Annotated in this window: 15 protein-coding genes; 12 read left to right on the top strand and 3 right to left on the bottom strand. The window is 50.6% G+C overall.

The window, feature by feature from the left end; genetic code table 11:
• From lon to Q0090_RS00185, 3 genes are all read right to left on the bottom strand, one after another.
• Complete coding sequence (gene lon, locus Q0090_RS00195; RefSeq protein ID WP_297946186.1) at positions 1-2,481, bottom strand: endopeptidase La; 2,481 nt, start codon at positions 2,479-2,481, stop codon at positions 1-3.
• 184 nt (positions 2,482-2,665) lie between these two features.
• Positions 2,666-3,220: a nitroreductase family protein gene (locus Q0090_RS00190; RefSeq protein WP_297946183.1), complete on the bottom strand. Its 555-nt coding sequence runs from the start codon at positions 3,218-3,220 to the stop codon at positions 2,666-2,668.
• A 14-nt stretch (positions 3,221-3,234) separates the two neighbouring features.
• Positions 3,235-3,837, bottom strand: a complete 603-nt coding sequence (locus Q0090_RS00185) for a riboflavin synthase (protein ID WP_297946181.1) — start codon at positions 3,835-3,837, stop codon at positions 3,235-3,237.
• 498 nt (positions 3,838-4,335) lie between these two features.
• Between Q0090_RS00185 and cysS the strand changes: the two genes are divergently transcribed.
• The 12 genes from cysS (at position 4,336) to Q0090_RS00125 (ending at position 22,880) form a co-directional block, all read left to right on the top strand.
• Positions 4,336-5,811, top strand: a complete 1,476-nt coding sequence (gene cysS, locus Q0090_RS00180) for a cysteine--tRNA ligase (RefSeq protein WP_297946178.1) — start codon at positions 4,336-4,338, stop codon at positions 5,809-5,811.
• A 43-nt stretch (positions 5,812-5,854) separates the two neighbouring features.
• On the top strand, positions 5,855-6,895 hold the full coding sequence (locus Q0090_RS00175; protein WP_297946175.1) for a glycosyltransferase: 1,041 nt from the start codon (positions 5,855-5,857) through the stop codon (positions 6,893-6,895).
• A 3-nt stretch (positions 6,896-6,898) separates the two neighbouring features.
• Positions 6,899-9,439, top strand: a complete 2,541-nt coding sequence (locus tag Q0090_RS00170; RefSeq protein ID WP_297946172.1) for a hypothetical protein — start codon at positions 6,899-6,901, stop codon at positions 9,437-9,439.
• 29 nt (positions 9,440-9,468) lie between these two features.
• Entirely contained in the window at positions 9,469-11,154 is a 1,686-nt protein-coding gene (locus Q0090_RS00165; RefSeq protein WP_297946169.1) for a hypothetical protein, read from the top strand.
• Positions 11,151-11,711: an isochorismatase family protein gene (locus tag Q0090_RS00160; RefSeq protein ID WP_297946165.1), complete on the top strand. Its 561-nt coding sequence runs from the start codon at positions 11,151-11,153 to the stop codon at positions 11,709-11,711. The genes Q0090_RS00165 and Q0090_RS00160 overlap by 4 nt, the downstream gene beginning before the upstream one ends.
• 15 nt (positions 11,712-11,726) lie before the next feature.
• Positions 11,727-12,572 (top strand): cation transporter, encoded by an 846-nt coding sequence (locus Q0090_RS00155; RefSeq protein WP_297946163.1) that lies wholly within the window; start codon positions 11,727-11,729, stop codon positions 12,570-12,572.
• A 43-nt stretch (positions 12,573-12,615) separates the two neighbouring features.
• Positions 12,616-14,661 carry a M3 family metallopeptidase gene (locus Q0090_RS00150; RefSeq protein ID WP_297946159.1) on the top strand — a complete coding sequence of 682 codons (2,046 nt, stop codon included), beginning with the start codon at positions 12,616-12,618 and terminating at the stop codon, positions 14,659-14,661.
• A gap of 29 nt (positions 14,662-14,690) precedes the next feature.
• Entirely contained in the window at positions 14,691-16,148 is a 1,458-nt protein-coding gene (locus tag Q0090_RS00145) for a bifunctional UDP-sugar hydrolase/5'-nucleotidase (RefSeq protein ID WP_297946156.1), read from the top strand.
• Between the two features lie 129 nt (positions 16,149-16,277).
• Positions 16,278-18,392 carry a hypothetical protein gene (locus Q0090_RS00140; protein WP_297946153.1) on the top strand — a complete coding sequence of 705 codons (2,115 nt, stop codon included), beginning with the start codon at positions 16,278-16,280 and terminating at the stop codon, positions 18,390-18,392.
• Between the two features lie 192 nt (positions 18,393-18,584).
• Positions 18,585-20,066 (top strand): proline--tRNA ligase, encoded by a 1,482-nt coding sequence (gene proS, locus Q0090_RS00135; RefSeq protein ID WP_297946513.1) that lies wholly within the window; start codon positions 18,585-18,587, stop codon positions 20,064-20,066.
• Between the two features lie 78 nt (positions 20,067-20,144).
• Complete coding sequence (queC, locus tag Q0090_RS00130; RefSeq protein ID WP_297946150.1) at positions 20,145-20,822, top strand: 7-cyano-7-deazaguanine synthase QueC; 678 nt, start codon at positions 20,145-20,147, stop codon at positions 20,820-20,822.
• A 66-nt stretch (positions 20,823-20,888) separates the two neighbouring features.
• Positions 20,889-22,880 (top strand): AAA family ATPase, encoded by a 1,992-nt coding sequence (locus tag Q0090_RS00125; RefSeq protein ID WP_297946147.1) that lies wholly within the window; start codon positions 20,889-20,891, stop codon positions 22,878-22,880.
• Positions 22,881-23,013 lie beyond the last annotated feature (133 nt).

The following is a 23,013-nucleotide window of genomic DNA, read 5'->3' as shown; positions in this document are numbered from 1 at the left end:
TCATTTCTTTTTCTTCCCCTTGGGGAGTAGTGCAAAGTCTAAAACTTGGCGTATGTCATCCACGTAGTGGAATGTTATCCCTTGGGTGTATATCTCGTTAATCTCGTCGATGTCTTTTTTATTTTCCGACGAGAGCACAATATCGGTGATGCCGGCACGCTTAGCGGCGAGGATCTTTTCTTTCACACCACCCACGGGCAATACCTTCCCACGTAGGGTAATCTCCCCGGTCATGGCAATACGCTCACGCACAAGACGCTGGGTGAATGCCGAAACAATGGAGGTTACCATCGTAATACCTGCCGAGGGACCATCTTTGGGGATTGCCCCTTCGGGTACGTGGATATGCAGTTCATTGGTGGCAAATAGCTCGGGGTCAATGTCCAACTCCGCAGCATGCGCCCGGGTGTAGTTTAGGGCTATAATGGCGGACTCTTTCATCACATCGCCAAGATTTCCCGTAAGGGTGGGACGACTATCCTTGCCCTTGTGCAGACTCGACTCTATGAAAAGAATCTCTCCACCTACACGCGTCCAAGCAAGCCCGGTTACCACGCCAACGTACTTATTCCCTTGGTACATATCACGAGAGAAAGGCGCAGGGCCGAGGTATTCTTTTAGCTCACTCTCTTTGATGGAGACATTGTAAGGCTCCTCTGCAACTACCTTTTTGGCGATTTTACGCATGGCAGCGGCGAGTTGCTTCTCAAGTGCACGTACACCGCTCTCACGGGTGTATTGCTCGATGATCTTCTCTAGTAGGTGATTGCTAAACTTGGCTTGTGTCTTCTTCAATCCATGCTCCTCTAATTGGTGAGGCACGAGGTGTCGCTTGGCGATCTCGACCTTTTCTTCGGTGATATAGCCGGATAGCTCAAGTAATTCCATTCTATCCAAAAGGGGACGAGAGATGGTACTAAGGGTATTGGCCGTAGCTATAAACAAAACATTACTGAGGTCGAAGTCGAGGTCGATGTAGTTGTCGTGGAATGTATTATTCTGCTCGGGGTCTAACACTTCTAGGAGGGCAGCTGAGGGATCTCCCTTGTAATCGCTGCTCACTTTGTCTATCTCGTCGAGCACAATCACCGGATTAGCAGTCCCTGCCTTCTTGACGGCTTGGATAATACGCCCCGGCATAGCCCCTATATAGGTACGTCTGTGGCCTCGTATCTCAGCCTCGTCGTGTACCCCACCAAGAGAGATACGTACATATTTTCTCCCCAAACTCTCAGCAATACTCTTGCCCAAAGAGGTTTTCCCCACTCCGGGAGGGCCCCAGAGGCAAAGGATGGGAGACTTCATATTTTTCTTAAGGCGGAGCACAGCCAGATGCTCTATGATGCGCTCCTTTATTTTCTCAAGACCAAAGTGATCTCGGTCTAGTATCTTTTGTGCCTGGGCGAGGTCGAAATGATCTTCGGAGTACTCGTTCCAGGGGAGCTCCAGCAACGTCTGTAAGTATTGGTACTGAACGGCATAGTCGGGGCTCTGTGGATTATAGTTATCGAGTTTGCGCAGCTCCTTTGCAAAAACTTGGGCCGTTTCCTCGCTCCACTTCTTATCTTTTGCCGCCTCTATCAGCTCATAGAAGGGTGAATCCATGGCGTCCCCCCCCCCAAGCTCTTGCTGCATGGCACTAATCTGCTGCTGCAAAAAGAAATCCTTTTGGTTGCGATCTATGGCCTTGCGAGCCGTTCTACGAATGTCTTCTCGAATAGAAAGGAACTGACTCTCCTTGTCGAGAATCTCAAAGATACGCTCCCCCCTTGCCTTGATAGACCTTAGCTCGAGTAGCTCCTGCTTAACGTAGGGAGTGAGCGATGAGCTCTGAACGGCAAAGTTGATGATGAACTGCAGATCATTACTATCCTTTAGGTTTTTGAAAATCTCCTTAGATAGGTTATCGAATGCCTTAGATACATTCTTTTGCGAAGCGACAAGGATATTATCTACAAGCCCCAGCAGATAGACATTCTCCTCTTCATTGCTAGAAGCAAGCACCTCTTGGTAACTATTTACCTCTGCAAAAGAGAAGGGAGATTGGCTATTTATCGTGTGGATACGCACCCGTCTCAAACCCAAAACAATGGTTTGCGTACTATCTTCGTCCATGGCAATAACACGCACAAGACGGCATAGCACGCCCACTTTGTAGCAAAACTTGTCGTATTCGTGCTCTTCGTGCCCCTTTACATCGGGGGTTGTGGCGGTCGCTATAAAGTAACCATCCCCGTCATGCAGATGCTTAAGCAAAGCCTGCTCGCGTGGAGTGGAAAACTCCATCGGCATCGTGACATGTGGGAACATAACGGACCCACGCAAAGGAAGGAAGGGCAAAGGCTCCGAAAGGACCTTCGTATTGCGGGCATCTTCCACAAACTCTTCCATGATTTGGTACGGGAGAGGGAATGGAATGGTTATTGTTGATAAAAAGTCGAAATAGCTCGACCAGGGCAGAAGGTTATCTTCTTTTTTCATGCTTTGTCAGTACAATCTCTATCTCTCTGTATAGGATGTAATAAATAATCGTTTGTCTCTTTTCGTAAGGGGATGCACCATTGTGGAGGATCTCTGAGAGGGAGGGGCAGAGAATACAACCCCTGAGGTCTGTATCTACAGAAACACTCTCTAAAATGATTTGTTCACCGGATCCTCTAAGGCACTACCACCCATTATAGTGAATACAATCCTCGGGCTTCTTTCTCTTTTTGGGGCGTTTGGCGTCTAGAGAGTAGCCTACGGAGATATCGAAGAGCACCTTTTTGGTCTTTGGGATCCCCAAGACCTTGGCCACCTTGCGTCCATTAAGCCAACCCACAATACAAGACACAAGCCCCTCAGCCTCCACGGCGAGTACTAAGTGTGCAATGAGAATCCCAAGGTCGTAGGGCACGTAATTAATATCGCGAAAAGTCTTCCCCATCGTCGCGGCTAAGGCTCCGGGTCTATCGCCAATGATCAGGATATGAATAGGAGCCTGAAGTAGGAATTTATTCTGACCCAACATCCCCGAACGCGCCGCCGAAGCTACCTTCTGAGACAAGTCCGGAGTATCTACTACTACAATCTGCCAAGGTTGTTGATTGGTAGCTGAGGGGGCAAGAAGAGCATTCTCTACAATACGCTGTAGCACCTCTCGAGGGATAGTACGGGTCGTATCGTAATGCCGATCGCTCTGTCTTGAGCGAAAAAGATCATAAAGCGCCTGAGCATCCATAGAGAGACTCGCCTTTAGTCAAAGTTTTTTAGTTTGGCAAGATACTTGCCAATGATGTCGAACTCAAGATTTACCACACTCCCCTTTTCTATACGGCAGAAGTTGGTATACTCTAGAGTATAGGGGATAATGGCCACTTCGAAACTCGTATCGGTGGAGTTACATACAGTCAGGCTCACGCCATTGACGCACACAGAGCCCTTTTCTACCGTAGTGTATCCCTTGCGAGCCATCTCCCGGGGGACGCTATACTCGAAGCGGAAGTAGTGGCTACCATTGGCTTCACGGCGGTCTACACAACGCGCTGTACAGTCCACATGACCCTGCACGATATGCCCATCGAGACGGCTATCCAGCAACATGCTGCGCTCTACATTCACGAGGTCCCCTTCGTGCAAAAGGCCTAGGTTCGAACGATCCAACGTTTCTCGGATGGCTGTTACTGTGTAATCATTCCCCTCAAGGGCAACTACCGTGAGACAAACTCCGTTGTGCGCCACACTCTGATCAATGGTCAGATCTTCCTTAAAAGGAGAGGTGAGTGTAAGGTGGATATTGTCTCCATCTTGACGAATATTTTTGACCTGGGCAGTGCCCTCTACGATTCCTGAAAACATACGATTGATCTCTATATAATCTACTTATTCAAGTACAAAGATAACGAATCTGGCGCAATGCCATCCCGATTCGCTTTAACAAAGGGCCCTCCCCCCCCTTGAGGATAAAGCCGCCCCCCTTTTATTCGTGCTCCACCTCGGGAGAAGGCTCTCTTACCAAAAAAAAACTCTTATCCGAGAAGCGAACGGATCGCAGGCCTATTTTCTCTCAGAAATCAGCTAGTTTCCCCTTCACTTTCTGCCTAAAACTTTTTGAAAAATCAGCCTGTTTTCCACCTCTATTTCAGCTAAAAAAAAGAGAAAATCCAGCCAACGATTTTCCGCGCTCTACATGCAGGCTGTAAAGCGTACAGAGATAGAGGGGGGCTCCCGAGGTCACCCTCTCCCCCTTTGCCGGCTGATAACGAAACAGATCCTGCCCACAAAGAGAATGGAGGGTTGCTGGGTATTCGTTACCTTTGTAACTAGAATTGTAATACACTTAGCGAAAGAAATAAAATGGAACACCCTTTTTACCTCTACAATACACTCTCACGCAAGAAGGAACAATTTATCCCAATTGCGGCTCCCCATGTAGGCATGTACGTTTGCGGTCCTACAGTGTACGGGGATGCGCACCTCGGTCATGCTCGCCCCGCTATCACCTTCGACATACTATATCGCTACCTAACGCACCTTGGCTATAAAGTGCGCTATGTACGCAACATTACAGACGTAGGACACCTCGAAGCCGATGCCGACGATGGCGAAGATAAGGTGGCAAAAAAAGCCCGTCTAGAGCAACTTGAGCCTATGGAGGTGGTGCAATTTTACCTTACTCGCTACCGCCATGCCATGGAGGCTCTCAATGTGCTCCCCCCAAGTATTGAGCCAATGGCAAGTGGGCATATCATCGAACAAATCCGATTGGTAGAGGAGATCCTCAAAGCCGGATATGCCTACGAGAGCAAAGGCTCTGTATACTTCGACGTAGAGAAGTTTAACCGAGAAAAAGGGTACGGAAAGCTCAGCGGACGCAACATCGAAGACATGCTCTCCAATACCCGCACGCTGGATGGGCAAGACGAAAAACGCAACCCCTTGGATTTTGCTCTCTGGAAGTGTGCCAAGCCTGAGCACCTGATGCACTGGCCCAGCCCTTGGAGCGAAGGATTCCCCGGCTGGCACTGCGAGTGCACCGCCATGGGGCGTAAGTATCTGGGAGAGCCGTTCGACATACACGGAGGTGGCATGGACCTCGTATTCCCCCACCACGAGTGCGAGATAGCCCAAGCCGAAGCCGCTATGGGGCACGAGCTCGTGCACTACTGGATGCACAACAACATGATTACCATCGAGGGTAAGAAGATGGGAAAAAGCTATGGCAATTTCATTACCCTCGACGAGTTTTTTACCGGCAGTCACCCCAAGCTTGCAGAGGCTTATTCGCCCATGACCATTCGCTTCTTTATCCTAGGGGCTCACTATAGAGGCACGGTAGACTTTAGCAACGAAGCACTACAAGCGGCTCGCAAGGGGCTGATGCGTTTACTTGATGCCAATGCGCTTCTTGACAAACTCGCCCCCGGGGCAACAAGCACTTTTGATCCTAAAGAGATTGAGAAGGCGGCTCAGGAGGCAATGAACGATGACCTAAATACCCCCATCGTGATAGCAACCCTCTTCGAAGCTGCGACCAAGATCAACCGCCTACGCAACGGAGAAGAGAGCCTTACCCAAGGCGATCTTGCCGAACTTAAGCGCGTATTCCGTCTCTACCTCTTCGATATACTCGGGATGCAAGATGAGCGTGAATCCACATCTTCGGGGGCAGAAGCCTACAAGGGTGCTATGGACCTCTTGATGGAAATCCGCAAGACAGCCAAAGACAACAAAGACTGGGCTACGAGCGATAAGATACGCGACCGCCTTGCCGAACTAGGGTTCATCGTAAAGGACACCAAACAGGGGGCTGAGTGGTCTCTCGGGGAGTAAATATCCCCTCCTCGGACTAGAAGCAACATACGCAAGAGGTGCTATGGAGGATTTTTTACTCTCGATAATTGTACCGGTCTACAATCGCCCCGACGAGATTGAGGAGCTACTAGCCTCTCTCGTTGGTCAGAAACCTTTCTGTTATGAGGTTATTATTGTGGAAGATGGATCGGCTATTCCTTGTAAAGAGGTGGTAGAGCGTTACGAGGGTGCATTCCCTGTTCAATACATTGCCATACCCAATGGAGGGCCTTCCAATGCCCGCAATGTGGGAAGCTCTCAAGCCCAAGGGCGGTATCTTGTAATACTAGACTCGGATGTCGTCCTCCCCCCGGATTACATCAAAAACGTTGTAGCGGCTATCAATTACTACGATGGTATAGGCAAGCCTTTGGATGCCTTCGGGGGGCCCGATGCAGCGCACGAGCATTTCTCCAACGTACAAAAAGCCATCAATTACTCGATGACAAGTTTCCTAACAACCGGAGGGATACGAGGGGGAAAACGCCGAGTAAGTCACTACTTTCCTCGGAGCTTCAATCTCGGTTGTAGGCGAACTCTCTACCAAGAGGTACACGGCTTCGATACCGGCATGCGCTTTGGCGAGGATCTCGACTTTAGTATGCGGCTCCATGAGCGCGGAGCCCATGTGCGTCTATTAGAAGATGCTAAGGTGTACCACAAGCGACGTGTGGACTTTCGCAAATTCTTCCGCCAAGTATTCAATAGCGGCATAGCACGTATTCACCTAAGCAAGAGGCATCCCAATAGCCTAAGGCTGATTCATTTGCTTCCCTCCATAGCTACCCTGGGGATTGTAGCTCTGTTTCTTTTGGGGCTTATCCTCTTACCCTTGTTGGGAGCTTGGGCTACTCTTGTCTGGTTACCCATCCTGTTACTTGCTCTACTCTTCTTTGTAGACGCCCTTCTCAAGACCCATTCTTTCACCATCGCCCTACTTGCTATCAGGGCTTCATTTACCCAAGTTATTGGCTACGGCTCGGGGCTTCTCATTGCAGCTTGGCGTTGTGTTGTGCTCCGCCGCCCCGAATTCTCTGCCTTCAATCAAACATTTTACAAATAAACTATGGCTCTCTCTCTACCCCATTGGCTTCGCAAAGCCCTCCCCTACATAGGCATTATACTGCTTTTTGCTGCCATTACCTTTGTCTATTTCGCCCCTGCCAACCTTGAGGGAAGAGGGCTTTTCCAACAAGACATTGCAGGAGCCTCGGGCACCGCTCAAGACGTACGAGACTTTGAGGCCGCCACCGGAGAGCATTCCTATTGGACCAATAGTCTCTTTGGGGGGATGCCTATGTACCAAATAGCCCCCTCGTACCCCTCCACTCGCCCCTGGATGAATCTGGAGAAACTATATGGTTTGAGGGCATTCTTGGGTAGCCTAGGGTGGCTTCTCTTTGCCCTAATGGTAGGGTTTTTCATCTTCCTAAAATCGTTGCGAGTTCGCAACCTTCTTGCTGCCATTGGGGGGATAATGTGGGCGTTCTCGAGCTACTTTGTAATCCTAATTGCCGCCGGGCATATCTGGAAGCTCACAGCCCTAGCCTATATTCCACCCACTATCGCAGGTCTTGTTTGGATATACAGAGGCAAGTGGCTCTCAGGGGGTGTTACGATGGCATTCTTTACGGCGATGCAAATCCTCGCCAACCACGTGCAAATGACCTATTACTTCCTGTTCGTTATGGCAGCACTGGTCATAGCATGGGGTGTAGAGGCCATACGCACGAAAAAGATGGCTCAGTTTGCCAAATCTACCGCTGTGGCTCTTATTGCCGGGCTGGTGGGAGTAGCGATCAATGCCACCAATCTATACCACACTTATAGGTATGCCAAACAGACGATGCGTGGGGGAAGCGAATTGACCATCCCAGACCCCACGGCTCCGCAAGGCGCATCATCGCAAGCCAACCCAGAAGGCTTGGAACGAGAGTACATCACGCAATGGAGCTATGGCGTAGGAGAAACCATGACCCTACTCGTACCCAACGTACGAGGAGGAGCCTCCGAGCCTATCGGCAGCAAACCTGCAAGACTATCCAAGGTAAGGCCGGAATATCGCGAGGTAATAGCCGGGGCTTCTGCCTATTGGGGTGAGCAACCTTTCACCTCCGGCCCTGTGTACGTGGGGGCTTTCGTGCTCTGTCTTTTCCTCTTAGGGTGTTTTATTGTAAAAGGCCCTGTCAAATGGGCTCTCCTTGCAACTACCATTCTCTCCATTCTCCTCTCGTGGGGCAAAAACTTTATGGGACTGACCGATCTCTTCATCGACTACTTCCCATTGTACAACAACTTCCGAGCAGTCTCCTCTATACTGGTCATTGCAGAGTTTACCATTCCCACGCTCGCCATTCTTGCCCTGGTAGAAGTGATTCGCGCTCCTCAAGAGGTGATGAAGAATCGACTCGCCCTTGGCATTTCTCTAGGGATACCTCTCGTTATTTGCCTCGTCTACGCGTTAGCCCCCGGCTTACTGGTTAGCTTCTTATCTCATGCAGAGCAGGAGCAACTATCCGCTCTCGTATTGCAAAACCCCGAGTATGTAGGACTTCGAGACGCCCTTGTGTCGGTACGCAAGTCTATGCTGCAAGCTGATGCTTGGAGGTCTCTTCTCTTTATCGTGCTCTCGGGAGGTATCCTACTTATCTACTGCCGGGGGAAACTCAAAGCACTCCCGGCATTTGCCCTCATAGGTGTACTCTCCCTTGTGGACTTGTGGATGGTAGATAAACGCTACCTCAACGACGGAATGTTTCGCCCCCAAAGGGAGGTCAGTGCCATGGCTGCCCCCAAGACGCCTGCGGATGAGACAATCCTAGCGGACAAGACCCCCGGATTCCGAGTTTGGAACCAATCTGTCAATACCTTCAACGATGCCACAACCAGCCGATGGCACCACAGCATTGGAGGGTATCATGCTGCCAAACTACAACGTTATCAAGACCTGATAACGCACCAATTAACGCCCCAGAGAGGGGGGCAATACGATGCCTCTGCAATCAATATAGAGGTAGTAAATATGCTCAATACACGCTACGTGATACAACCTACTCCGCAGGGGCAGCCTCAAGCCATCCTCAACCCCAATGCATACGGAGCGGCTTGGTTTGCACAAAAGGTAGAGATCGTGCCCGATGCCAATAGCGAGATGCAAGCTCTCCGCAAGGTAGACCTTCGCACTACGGCGGTGGTAGATGAGCGGTTTGCTAGCGACGTTTTGCGCTCCCTCCCAGCACAGCAAACCGATAGCACGGCCTCTATATCGATTGTTAGTTATACCCCAAAAGAGATCGTGTATAAGACAAAAAACAGAGAGACAGCCCTTGCGGTCTGCTCCGAAATCTACTATCCCGAGGGATGGCATGCCACAATCGATGATAAAGAAACAGAGATCCTACGGGCGGACTATGTATTGCGCGCAGTCATTGTCCCCGGCGGAGAGCACACCCTGCGCTTCACCTTCTCGCCTAGGAGTATCTCCACACTCGAAGCGGTTGCTTGGTCAGCAAGCATACTTCTTTTACTCATGGCTTTACTCTCGATTGTACTCCCTATCGTCCGTTGTAAGAGAGCCGAATCTACCCCCACTTCCCTACAATCCTAAATAGAAATAACCCCAATAATCTCCCTAAAATGATCCGTTGTCAATCTTTTTTCCACCTTGCAGTAGGACTTTCTTCGGTAGTCCTTATTTCGTCGTGCGCTGCCAAACTCAAACCGCTAGCCTCTGAGCATATTACCGCAGACCCACGCCCTCTAGAGCTAGTGGGTACAGAGGTTCCCGCTTCCTTCACAATCAATATCCCCTCTAAGTGGATGAACAAAAATGCACAGGTGAGCTTTGTACCCGTACTGCGCTACAAAGGGGGAGAAACTTGGGGAACAACCTATACCATACAGGGCGAAAACGTGCGAGACAATAACTCCGTGGTCCCTTACGAAGCAGGGGGTACGACCCACTTTTCTACTCGCTTTGCCTACACTCCTCGCATGCAAGAGAGTGACCTCTATCTCTCTTTTAGAGCTACGATAAAGGGCAAACAGGTAACACTACCCGATGTAAAAGTAGGAGAGGGAGTACTCTCTACGGTAACGCTTGCCGGCGTATCGGGCTGCACTCCTGTAATTGCCCCGGATGCTTTCCAACGGATAATAAAAGATCGCTACGATGCTGATATTCTCTTCTTGATACAGCAAGCAAACGTACGCACCTCTGAGCTAAAAAAGCAGGAAGTAAGCGACCTACGAGAGCTCATTGAGAATGCACACGAAGCTCCCAATCAGCGTGTATCTGTAGAAGTACAAGCCTATGCCTCCCCCGATGGTGGGCTTGCGCTTAACGAAAAGCTATCGGCTCAGCGAGAGAAAAACACCAGCGAAGCATTGCATCGTGCCTTAGCTCGTGACATCCAAATAGCGGCACACTACACCGCCGAAGACTGGGAGGGATTCCGCACCTTTGTAGAGCAAAGCAATATTCAGGACAAAGACCTTATCCTGCGCGTCCTCTCTATGTATACCGACCCCGAGGAACGTGAGCGCGAAATCCGCAACATCAGTCTCGTGTTTAGTCAGCTTGCCCAAGACATTTTACCCAAGCTGCGTCGCTCTCGTGTATCGGCACTCGTAGAAACTATCGGCAAGAGCGATTTGGAGATTGCCGAGCTAGCTCAGACAACACCCCAAAAACTGACCATCGAAGAGCTTCTCTACGCCGCTGCCATCGCTAAAACCGACAAAGAAAAAGAGCAGATCTACCAAAAGGCTACCGGGCTATACCCCAAAGATGCACGAGCCTATAACAATATAGCAGCCCTACTAATCTTACAAGGGAAAAATAGTGAAGCTAAGACCTGGCTAGAGCGGAGCCGATCGGTAAACGACACCCCCGAGGCTCGCCTCAATCTTGCTCTTCTTGCTCTAGAAGAGGATAAGACTTCGGAGGCCGAAGAGCTTATCGGGCAATCGTTGCAAAGCGACAACGGCGAAGTACTCGCTCTACTCTACCTCAAGCAAGGGAAGTACGAACAGGCTCTCAAGGCGTTTGGCTCTACCAAAAGCAACAACGCTGCCATTGCCCAATTGCTCAATCGTCGGTACGATAGCGCCATGGAGACATTGAACAACGTAGTACGCACCAATGCCACTACAGACTATCTGAAAGCCATTGTTGCCGCACGGATGCAAGACGACCGCAGTGCTATCAACTTCCTCTCAGAGGCCATCAGAAGAGATCCGGCTCTACGCTCTCGAGCCATCTCGGACAAAGAGTTTGCCTCTCTCGCCAATAACGAAAGATTTGTCCAGCTCCTCAAATGAAAAATCCCATCACCTTGGTAGTCATCGACCCTCAAGTCGATTTCGTAAGTGGCTCCCTTGCCGTCTCTAGTGCCCATGAGGCAATGAATTATCTTGCCCAATGGGGGCTAGAGCACATCGAGGAGATAGAGAGTGTCGTTTTCACGAGCGATCAGCACCCTTTTGACCATTGTAGTTTTACGTCTCAAGGCGGAGTTTGGCCCTCCCACTGCGTGCGTTATACCGAGGGAGCCGCCATCACACCGGAGCTGCTTCCTCTGGTGCACGAAGTATATCGGCGTCATATCCCTTTCTGTATGGTAGAGAAAGCAACAACGCCGGAGCGAGATAGTTATAGCGCATTCCCCGAGTCCGTTCCCCCTACTATCGAAAGGGCACAAGAGATTGTCCTTGCCGGTATCGCAGGGGATTATTGTGTTTTACAGAGTTTGCAAGATCTCATTCGTCACGGTTATACTTCACGTATTACACTTCTCTCCGCTGGTATCGCGCATATTGACGACGGCACCACCCTACGGCAATTCATTGCCACACAACCTCAACTTCGTACTTGTTAGATCTCCATAAAAATCATGAAACAGACTATTTATCGAGTAGATGCTATGGATTGCCCCTGTGAGGAGCAGTTAATCCGCATGAAACTGGCCGGTATAGAGGGAATCCACTTGATGCAATTTGATCTTGAGAAGCGAGAGGTAACCCTCTACCACGAAATCGAAGAGGGGCGTATCACCACAGCACTGGATACCCTCCGGCTGGGGAGTCATCTCCTATCTTCAACAGAATCAACCACCATACCTAACACCATGGTCCCCCATGAGGCTGCTTGCAGTTGCTCTTGTGTGGAGGGGAATGAAACGAAGGAAAAAACGGAACGAAGAGCTCTTTGGTTCGTTCTGATCATTAACTTCGGGTGCTTCCTTCTCGAAAGCATTACGGGATATATCGGAGAATCCATGGGCTTGCTGGCTGATGGTATGGATATGCTTGCCGATAGCCTTGTCTACACGCTAGCCCTTCTTGCCGTGGGAGCATCCGCACAAAGGCAAAGGCGGGTAGCAGGTATTGCCGGAGGCATACAACTCATACTGGCCCTTTGGGGGATCTATGAAGTTACCATGCGAGTTATCCATTTTAGTGGAATCCCCTCTATGTGGCTGATGATTGGCATTTCACTCATAGCTCTCACGGGCAATACGGTTTCACTCCTCATCCTAAATCATTCTAATCGCAAGGGTGCTCATATGGAAGCCTCTCGGATCTTTACCTCTGCCGACATACTTGTGAATATCGGTGTCATAGCCTCTGCCGTATGCGTTACTCTCACGCACTCTCCCTACCCTGATCTGATTATCGGGATACTCATATTCTTACTTGTGCTACGCTCAGCATGGCGCATCTTCCGTCTTGCTTGTTAGAACCGTTGGGAAAGAACAAGAAATATCTAAAGGATAACAAACAATGAAAGCCTCTTCAACAGCCCAAACAATCTTAGATCAACTCTTTGTAAACCCCTCAACACCCGATGGTGCCTACCCCTTCGACCAAATCAAAGACGAGCACTTTGCTCCCGTCTTTCGGGCTGCTATCGCTCAGTATCGAGCCGAGCTAGCCACTATTATAGAGAACCCCGAACCTCCCTCTTTTGCCAATACAATTGTAGCACTAGAGGAGATGGGGGCGGCCTTAGAGGCTGTAGAAGGCGTCTTCTTCAACCTACTCCATGCCAATAGCAATGCACAACTGATGGCTCTTGCCGAAGAGCTTTCGCCCGAACTTACGGCACTGGGCAACGACACGAGCCTCTCGCCCGAATTGTTTGAGCGGGTTCGCATTGTCTATGAACAGCGAGAATCCCTCAATTTAGACGAAGCAGATCGTCGTCTTCTAGAGAATTGCTACGATGGGTTTACCCGACAAGGCGCATTGCTCCCCCCCGAGAAGAAAGAGATTTTGCGCACGCTACGTGAGGAGTTAAGCCTTGCCACGCTTACCTTTGGCAACCACGTTATTAAGGAAGAGAACGCCTTTTCTCTCTATATAGACCAAGCAGAATCCATTGCCCCCCTCCCCCAAGCCATACGGGAGAAAACCGCCTCTGCCGCTCTAGAGAAGGGACACAAAGGCGGGTATCTCTTTGACCTATCCTTCCCCTGCTACACGGCTATCATGAAGTTTTGCCCCGACCCTAACATCCGGCAACAAATGTACCTAGCCAAGGCGACTCTTTGCTGCCATGGAGGGGAGACGGACAACCGAGCTATAACGCAAAAGATCGTCAATCATCGTCTACAGATAGCCCAACTCCTCGGCTACAAAAGCTATGCGGACTATGCTCTAGAGAAGCGAATGCTCAGCACCCCTGAGCAGGTAATGCAACTCCTTACCGACCTACGGGAGTCTTACAAGCCCACGGGAGTAAAAGAGATGGAGGCTATCGAACGACTCAAAAATGCCCCCTTGGAGCCATGGGATGTCATGTACTACATCGAGCAATATAGGGAGCAACATTATGCCTTTAGTCAGGAGGAACTCCGCCCCTACTTTCCTCTCCATCGTGTGATAGAGGGTGTTTTTGGCTTAGCCTCTCGCTTGTACGATATTTCATTTATCCCTGCTAAGGAACTCCCCATCTACCACTCCGATGTTCTTCCCTACCGAGTGCAAGACAATAAAACAAAGCAACTGCTCGGACTTTTGTACCTCGACTTCTTCCCTCGCGAAGGCAAAAGAAGTGGTGCGTGGATGAACAATCTCAAAGAGCAACGGGGCGAGCGACGCCCCCACATCCTGCTTGTGATGAACTTCACGCAGGCTACCAAAGATCTCCCCTCGCTCCTGTCTCCCAACGAAGTCAATACCTTCTTGCACGAGTTTGGGCATGGGCTACACGGGCTCCTTACCCAAAGCAAATACACCTCCCTCAGCGGAACCAACGTAACGCGCGACTTTGTAGAGCTACCGAGTCAGCTCATGGAAAATTGGCTTTTACAGCCTGAGTTTGTCAAGACTTTAGCCCTACACTTCCAAACAAATCAGCCTCTACCTGAGGAACTCTTAGGCAAGATGATCGAAGCCGAAGGCTATCCTGCAGGATACAATACGCTACGCCAACTTTCGTTTGGCCTCCTCGACATGGCATACCATACCCTAGAGGCGCCTCTACCAGAGGGGTGCGACCTAGAGCAATTTGAGCGCGACGCCACAGCCTCGGTACGCATTGTGCCCCCGGCTCCCAAGGGCTGTATGGGTTCGACCTCCTTTGGGCATCTCTTCTCGGGAGGCTATGCGGCAGGGTACTATGGCTACAAATGGAGCGAAGTACTCGATGCCGATGCCTTCTCCCTATTCCAAGAAAAAGGGATATTCGACCCAGAGGTGGCTCAAGCCTTCCGCACCCATATTTTAGAAAAGGGCGACCTACGAGAAGCCATGGAGCTATATGTAGCTTTCCGTGGACGCAAACCCGAGATCAATGCTCTCCTCAAACGAGATCATATCCTATAAACAGATTAAAAACTAAGCACTATGGAGTTATGAAAAAACACCGTACATACCTTCAAATCCTGCTCTCCTTGTTGTTGGGGATTCAGTTTCTTTTTGCCCAAGAGAAACCTACAACCATTACGTTTCTCTCTGTGAATGACATGCATGCAACCCTCGACCGCTTCCCTCGCTTTGCCTACATGGTGGATAGTCTACGCGGTCTTTACCCCGATCTCGTGCTCGTATCGGCAGGAGACAACCAAACAGGCAACCCCATCAACGACCAGTTCTCTCCTAAGGGATACCCCATGATTGCACTTATGAATGCCGTTGGGTTTAATTACTCCACGGTGGGGAATCATGAGTTCGACTCGCGTCCCTACGGCTTTGCCCTCCTCACACAAGAGGCTCAATTCCCCTTCATCTGTAGCAATGTAGAGGTAGAGCCCTACATCGGTATACGTATACTCCCCTCTACCGTACACACATTCTACGACAAGGGGGTACGCGTTGCCCTCCTCGGTGCTGTACAACTCGAGGCCGACGGCAAGCCGGCTACGCACCCCGATTGGCTACATGGGATCAAATTTGAGCTCGCAAGAGACGTCCTCCCCCGGTATAAAGATATGCACGACCGGTGCGATGCGACCGTTCTCATCAGCCACTTGGGGCTCGAAGAAGACCAAGTAGTAGCCGTTCAGAATCCCTGGATAGACCTTATCATTGGGGGGCACTCTCACACCTACCTACCCGCTCCCGTAGAAGTCGGTAGGGTCTCGATCTCTCAAAGTGGATGCAAACTCCAGCACCTCAACATGATGCAAATGACCCTGCATAAGGGTAAAGTAATCGCCAAAGAGGCGCACTCTCTACCCATTGACCCCAAGGCAGGGAAAGAAAAGAAAGAGGTACGCGCTCTCGTGGATCAGTTTAACAACAATCCCGTCTTCTCCGAAGTAGTAGGGACAGCCCTCGACAACTTCACTTCGTACGACCAGCTCGGTTACTTTATGGTAGACGCCTACCGCTCGATGACGGAGAGCGACATTGCCGTTCAAAACAACGGAGGTGTGCGTATATCCAAGCTCCCCAAGGGAGATATAACCCGCAGGGACATACTCACACTCGACCCCTTTGGCAACGAAATGATGGTGGCAGATCTATCACTAGACGAACTGAAGGCGCTACTCTTGGCAGGTACCGTGCGAGAAGAAGAGCACCGACCCTTCCTTATCTCCGGCGCTACTGCCCACTACGTCTTCACCCCTGACAAAAAATGCACCTCCATCGAACTGCGCGATGCAAAGGGTAAACCCCTTAGCCCCAAGCGTCGCTACAAAGTGGCTTACAACTCCTATATCAATGCAGCTTACCCCTACGAACACAAGCAGCCGGCCGTAGGACAGGGCTACAATACGGCAGAGGCAATTATGCGTTACATTGGGCAGCTAAAGAAAGTCCCCTCGTACCAAAAAGCTTCTCCCCGCATTCATATCAAGGTAAAGTAAAAGAATTGCAACGTTCGTTGCGAAAATAGGATAGAGAGAGAGTGTGTGTAACAAGCGTACCACACTCTCTATCGTATAGCACGATAGTATGATACTCTCCGAATAACAACTCTCAATCCCTAAAAAGAAATGTTTAGAAAATTATTCCTCAGCATGGGCTGCCTCGGTCTCTTATCGCTCCCCATGTACCTCAAGGCGCAGCAGGATAGCACAAGTCTTGCTGTCCCTAGCAAAGAGCTCGAAACCGTAGTAATCAAGGCAGATCCTGTACGAACGAAAAGCGACCGAGTTGCTTTTTCGATTCCCGAAGTAGCGCGCAAAAAAGCGGCCAACGCCATGGATCTTCTTACCGTACTACCGGGTGTGGCTATGAATCCCGAGACACGCAAACCCGAGATGATGAACGGGGAGCGTTTTCTTATTCTCATCAACGGAGTACAATCGGACGTAAGCATCTTACGATCCATGTCCGCCGAAGAAATCAAACGTCTAGAGATCCTCGATATGGTACCCATGCGCTATCGTGAGTATGACAAGGTGATTAACGTACTTACCTATGGCAACTTCCGCGGAGGGAGCCTCGCCGGAGACCTTGTACAGAGCGTCTCTCCCATGCTTGGGATGAGTGATGTATGGCTGCAAGGGGCAGCCTTTGGCAGAAAGGATATGTTTGCCGCAACTTACTACTTCTCTCGCCGAGAGTATAAAGAACGCATCACCGATAAGGAGCAGAGTTTTACCCTCCCTAGCATTGGCAAGATCTCCAGAAAGAGCCGCCTCGAAGATGCCTTTGGCTATCGCCTGCACCTACCTACCCTAACCTATCAGCGACAAGAGACCGGCAACTATACCCTACAACTGGTATCGGCCTCCTCTATCGTTCCCTACCATGCTGTAGGAAGTGGTGCGATAAATGAGAATGGAACAGAGCTTTCGACGAAGAATACCAGTCAGTCTACAGAGGTAAAATCTTCTGTGGATCTTCTCTTTATCAAAGAGATAAACAAAAAAAATTCGCTCTCGTTTAATGCTGTATGGACGGGGATCTTCACCGATAGAACAGATACCAATCACGAAGAGAAAATCAGCAACAAAGAGGTGGTCTTTAGTGACAAAATAGTACAAGACCTCAAGAAAAATTCGCTCATCTTGCAAGCGGACTACACACATACCTTTGAGTCTCCTACCCAACTCTCTCTTGGGTATCGCTACTACGGAGCAAAGCTAAACTCCATCGTAACCAACTCTTTTTTCGAGAATAAACCGAGTGTAACAACGCAAAACAACCACTCGCTCTATGGGGATTTCTCCTACAAACTCGGGCAGGTAAACCTCTCCCTTAAAGGTACATTGGATTACCTACACAGCAATTACTATGGAGCCCGCCAATCCTCTTTAAGTCCCCAAGTGTACCTCAATGCCAAGTACATAATAGACAAACACAATGCCCTACGTCTGCGCACAAGCTATACCTATTACGAGTCTCAGCTAGGCTCCCATGCTGAGAATATGCGCTATCTAGAGCAATACATTCTCTATCGAGGGAACCCCAATCTCAAGCCAACCCGTAGCCTTGGAGCGAGGGTAACCTATAGCCTGACCTATCCCAATCTCTATGTAGAACTAGCCCCGATAGCTCACTGCAATTGGGGAGACGAATACGACGATTACTTCTTGGAGAAGGACCCCAAAACGGGGCGTGAGTACCTCGTCACCACTCCCGTGAATGCGCGCTATCGTAGAGGCTATGGTGCGAGCTATAACCTGCAATACACTCCGTGGATGAGCGACAAAGGTAGCTTGGTATTCAAGACCTCCGGCGATGTCTATAACATACGCATTGATAGAGGAGCCGACCGTGCCGCCATCCAAAAGTGGATTACACCACTCAACTACTCGGTGGAGCTCAATTATGGCAAATGGAGCATCTATTACATAGGTAATCTCCTAAGGGATAATATAGACGGATTGCTGGTTAGCAGTAATGAGAATCAATCTTCTCTAGGACTTAGCTACACCACAGGGCCTTGGACGTTTAAGACCGATTGTCTTTGGTTCTTGACCGAATGCGAGTACCTCGCGCACACTGTGCCTCAAAGCCTGGTACAGAGCAGGGGTCGTACTCATATCCGCGACGACCGCTCGGTAATTCGCCTCAATGTTGCTTTCGACTTCTCTTGGGGCAAGAGCCGCAGCGTATCGACTCAAAAACTCAACGAGGATAGCGACTCAGGGGCATTCTAACCCCTCCCCTCTCCTTCTCTCGGGCAGGCTTCCCCATTCGTCAAGCGGGAGGTCTGCCCTATTTCTTTTGTTCCGCCTCACCGCGACCAGCCTTTTACCTCCACTATCCACGGGGCATTTGTGCAAGGGGGGCGATACTTTTTGACTACCTTTGCGGCAGAAATAAACGAAAAATCAGCAGTAATTGCACGTATGGCAAAAGAGATTAAGGAGCTTACTCCCCGCAGCGAAAACTATTCGCAGTGGTATCAAGACTTGGTGACTAAGGCAGATCTTGCAGAGAACTCTGCCGTTCGAGGCTGCATGGTCATTAAGCCCTATGGCTATGCTATTTGGGAAAAAATGCAAGCCGAGCTAGACAAACGATTTAAGGAAACAGGGCACGTCAATGCCTACTTCCCTCTATTCATACCCAAGAGCTACCTAAGCCGCGAAGCAGACCACGTAGAGGGGTTTGCCAAGGAATGCGCCGTGGTAACTCATTACAGACTCAAAAACAGCCCGGATGGAAGCGGTGTAGTAGTAGACCCCGAGGCTAAACTCGAAGAAGAACTCATCGTACGCCCTACCTCCGAGACCATCATTTGGAGTACGTATAAGAACTGGATCCAAAGCTACCGAGACCTACCCGTGCTCTGCAATCAGTGGGCAAACGTGGTACGTTGGGAGATGCGCACACGTCTTTTCTTGCGCACTGCCGAATTCCTCTGGCAAGAGGGACATACAGCACACGCTACTCGCGAGGAGGCTGTAGCCGAAGCCGAGAAAATGCTCGAGGTATATGGAGACTTTGCCGAGAAGGTGCTCGCCGTACCCGTGATCCGTGGGGTCAAGAGCGAGACAGAGCGTTTTGCCGGAGCCGTAGATACCTACACCATCGAAGCTCTTATGCAGGATGGTAAGGCCCTACAATCGGGGACTTCTCACTTCTTGGGGCAGAACTTTGCCAAAGCATTTGATGTATACTTCCTCAACAAAGAGGGGCAACGCGAATTGGTTTGGGCTACCTCATGGGGTGTTTCCACTCGCTTGATGGGGGCTCTTATCATGTCGCACTCCGACGATAACGGGCTCGTGCTCCCTCCCTCTCTCGCTCCTATACAGGTGGTAATTGTGCCTATTTACAAAACCGAAGAGCACCTCGCGGCCATCCGTGAGCGTGTAGAGCCGCTAATCAAGGACCTACGGGCTAGAGGCATAAGCGTTAAGCTGGACGATAACGACAACAAGAAACCCGGTTGGAAGTTTGCCGAGTACGAACTCAAGGGTATCCCTGTACGCCTTGCCCTCGGGGCACGCGACCTGGAGCAGGGTACGGTAGAGGTAGCTCGTCGTGATACGCTTACCAAAGAGACGGTTGCTTTCGAAGGTATTGCCGATCATATCGAATCGCTCCTCCAGAGCATCCAAAAGAATATCTACGACAAGGCTCTCGCCTTCCGCGAAGCAAGCACTCGCACCGTAGATACCTACGAGGAGTTTAAGGTAGAGATTGAGAAGGGCGGCTTTATCCTAGCGCACTGGGATGGCACCCCCGAGACCGAAGCGCGTATCAAAGAGGAGACCAAGGCGACTATTCGCTGTATCCCTCTTGGCGGAGACCCAACGCCCGGAGTATGTATGGTAACGGGCAAACCCTCTAAGCAACGTGTACTCTTTGCACGAGCTTACTAATCCCCAATAACAACAAGACCTTAGAGGGTCACTGCCTTGGTGTGGTGACCTTCTAAGGCTTTCTTTTTCTTTGTACGTATGCTAATAACTGCGCATAATGGCGTCCGAGATGGACTTATCGTACTCTCCGGAGGGCTGGATAGCACCACGCTGCTCTACGACTATCGCCATGAGATTGCCCTAGCCGTTACCTTCGACTATGGCTCCAAACATAACCAAAGGGAGATACCTTGCGCCCAACATCATTGCCGGCAATTGGGCATCGAGCACCTGATCATTCCTCTTGGCTTTATGGGGCAATACTTCCGTAGCGACCTACTTCTCTCGGGCGGAGAGATCCCCTTGGGGGCATATAACGAAGAGAATATGCAAGCCACGGTGGTACCCTTTCGCAATGGCATCATGCTGAGCATTGCCGCCGGACTTGCCGAGAGCCGAGGGCTGAAACGCCTATTCATTGCCAATCACTTTGGCGATCACAACATCTATCCGGACTGCCGAGCCACTTTTGCCGAACCTATGGCAGAGGCCATCCTGCAAGGGACCTCCAACCAAGTAGAGCTTGCTGCCCCCTATACCCACCTCTCCAAAAGCGAAATTGTAGCCGTAGGGATGCCCCTCGGACTGGACTACGCCACCACCTGGAGCTGCTATGTAGGCGGCGAGACGCAGTGCGGAGAGTGTGCCACGTGCCGTGAACGCAAAGAGGCATTTGCCCTAGCAGGTATCCCAGACCCCACCTCCTACCTCCGGTAAAGCAAGAAGTGCCCTCCCTCTCCTTTGTAAGGAAAGCGGGAACAACCCGAACCCCACCGACCCACAATGAGCGACCCACTAATCCGTATCCCCGACCCCGAGAATCTGGAGATGCAATACCTTCTACAACTTGTAGAGGAGACCAACCGCAATATCTTTCTCACGGGGCGAGCTGGCACGGGTAAAAGCTCACTTCTAAGGCATGTAAGCGCCCACAGCAAAAAGGAGCACGTCATACTCGCTCCTACGGGTATCTCCGCCCTCAATGCCGGGGGGCAAACCATCCACTCCTTCTTCCGTTTACCCTTTAGTCCCATTCCGCCGAGCGACAAGGAACTCCTCCGCAATTCGCTCAAGCGCATCCGCAAGGAGCAACGCAAACTCATCAACAAACTCGAACTAATTATCATAGACGAAGTATCTATGGTGAGGGCGGATATTGTGGACGCCATAGACTATTTGCTAAGAGTAATCAGGGGGCTTATGTCTACACCTTTTGGGGGCGTGCAGATGCTCTTTGTGGGGGATCTCTTCCAACTCGAACCCGTGGTAACGAGGGGGGAAACGGAGATCATCAACCGCTTCTACACAACGCCCTTTTTCTATGGAGCTGCCGCCTTCGATACCCAAAAGCCCCTGCTGATCGAACTCAACAAGGTGTACCGGCAGACCGACCGCACCTTTGTTTCCATCCTAGACCATATACGCACCGGCAACACGTCCGACCAAGATGTAGCTCTCTTGAATGAGCGGAGCGGACAAAACGCAGCCCTTGCCTCCTCCTCGGACTTCAACATAACCCTCACCTCGCGGCGAGATCGCGCCATGGCTATCAACGAAAGTCAGCTGGCTGAGCTGGAGAGCAAGAAGTCCGAATTTAAGGGTTCGGTATCGGGTGAATTCCCCGAGAGCAGTTTACCCACAGACCTTGTACTCGCCCTCAAAGAAGGTGCGCAAGTGATGTTTATTGCCAACGATCCCAACCACGAGTGGGTCAACGGCACACTAGGGCGATACCTAGGGGCAAACGAGGAGTTTGGTTTTATAGAAGTGGCATTGGAGGATGGGAGAGAATGCCAAGTAGAGCCCTACACGTGGGAGAACAAGCGATATTCGCTCAACGAGGAGAATAACACCATAGAAGAGGAGGTAATAGGACGCTTCACGCAGTACCCTCTGCGTCTCGCCTGGGCTATTACCATACACAAGAGTCAGGGGCTAACGTTCGACCACGCCACTATCGACTTCTCCGACGGCACTTTTGCCGCAGGACAAGCCTATGTAGCCCTTAGCCGATGCCGCTCGCTCGAGGGGATGAATCTCCTTCGCCCCTTCCGCAAGCAGGATGTAATCACTCGCTCCTCCATCATTGAGTACTACCGCGCTGCCGCCAATCCACAGCAATTGCAGGTAGCTCTGGAGGAGAGCCATGCCTACTCACTCTACCAATCCGCTCTCCAACTACTCAATAAGGGCGACCTCCATCAAGCCATTACACTCTTTGGTCAGGCTCTTAACGAGAAAAACATCTTCGACTCACCCCAGGCGCGCAGACTTCTACTCCACAAGCTCTATCAGGTAGAGGGCGTAATCGAACAGCAGAAAAAGAAGACGAAAGAGACGAAGAAGGATAAGGCGCAGCTCGAGAAGTTGGCTCTTGAGTACATAGAAATGGGCGATCAGTGCCTCGACGAATACGACGATCCGACTTCGGCGCTCAACAATTACGACAAGGCTCTCGCGCTCAATCCGCTCCATCCCACAGCCCTAGCACGCAAAGGCTTTGCGCTACGCTCCCTCGGGCGCATCAAAGAAGCCCACAAGCTACTCAAAGAGGGGTACGAAAAGCTATTCCGACACCTAGAGGTGGCCATGCAGTTCGCCTTCACCAATCTAGAGATGGGGGCGGATAAGGAAGCCTATAAGATAATGAGCCGAGCTGTGGTGGAGCATCCCGATAATAAGCCCCTCTTGACCAAGCTAATCGAAGTATCCGAGCAACTCGGCTACTCTGAGGAGGCGCACCGCTACCAAACGATGCTCAACAACCTCGACTAACCCGCCCTACAGAGCGAGAGAGGAACCTCTACGTAATGGAAAATTCATCTCAAAGCAAAGCTTTTTCTTTTACATCTTGTTTGCAGGAAAGATACTCTACAAGGCTTCGGACTTGGAGAAGATGCTGGAGGAG

It is taken from the genome of uncultured Porphyromonas sp., from assembly GCF_938023125.1.
Lineage (GTDB): Bacteria > Bacteroidota > Bacteroidia > Bacteroidales > Porphyromonadaceae > Porphyromonas.
This window is presented reverse-complemented; position numbering and strand designations above follow the sequence as displayed.

Coding starts and splice junctions, on each gene's coding strand:
- lon (WP_297946186.1), bottom strand. CDS start 2,481: ATGAAAAAAGAAGATAACCTTCTGCCCTGGTCGAGCTATTTCGACTTT.
- Q0090_RS00190 (WP_297946183.1), bottom strand. CDS start 3,220: ATGGATGCTCAGGCGCTTTATGATCTTTTTCGCTCAAGACAGAGCGAT.
- Q0090_RS00185 (WP_297946181.1), bottom strand. CDS start 3,837: ATGTTTTCAGGAATCGTAGAGGGCACTGCCCAGGTCAAAAATATTCGT.
- cysS (WP_297946178.1), top strand. CDS start 4,336: ATGGAACACCCTTTTTACCTCTACAATACACTCTCACGCAAGAAGGAA.
- Q0090_RS00175 (WP_297946175.1), top strand. CDS start 5,855: ATGGAGGATTTTTTACTCTCGATAATTGTACCGGTCTACAATCGCCCC.
- Q0090_RS00170 (WP_297946172.1), top strand. CDS start 6,899: ATGGCTCTCTCTCTACCCCATTGGCTTCGCAAAGCCCTCCCCTACATA.
- Q0090_RS00165 (WP_297946169.1), top strand. CDS start 9,469: ATGATCCGTTGTCAATCTTTTTTCCACCTTGCAGTAGGACTTTCTTCG.
- Q0090_RS00160 (WP_297946165.1), top strand. CDS start 11,151: ATGAAAAATCCCATCACCTTGGTAGTCATCGACCCTCAAGTCGATTTC.
- Q0090_RS00155 (WP_297946163.1), top strand. CDS start 11,727: ATGAAACAGACTATTTATCGAGTAGATGCTATGGATTGCCCCTGTGAG.
- Q0090_RS00150 (WP_297946159.1), top strand. CDS start 12,616: ATGAAAGCCTCTTCAACAGCCCAAACAATCTTAGATCAACTCTTTGTA.
- Q0090_RS00145 (WP_297946156.1), top strand. CDS start 14,691: ATGAAAAAACACCGTACATACCTTCAAATCCTGCTCTCCTTGTTGTTG.
- Q0090_RS00140 (WP_297946153.1), top strand. CDS start 16,278: ATGTTTAGAAAATTATTCCTCAGCATGGGCTGCCTCGGTCTCTTATCG.
- proS (WP_297946513.1), top strand. CDS start 18,585: ATGGCAAAAGAGATTAAGGAGCTTACTCCCCGCAGCGAAAACTATTCG.
- queC (WP_297946150.1), top strand. CDS start 20,145: ATGCTAATAACTGCGCATAATGGCGTCCGAGATGGACTTATCGTACTC.
- Q0090_RS00125 (WP_297946147.1), top strand. CDS start 20,889: ATGAGCGACCCACTAATCCGTATCCCCGACCCCGAGAATCTGGAGATG.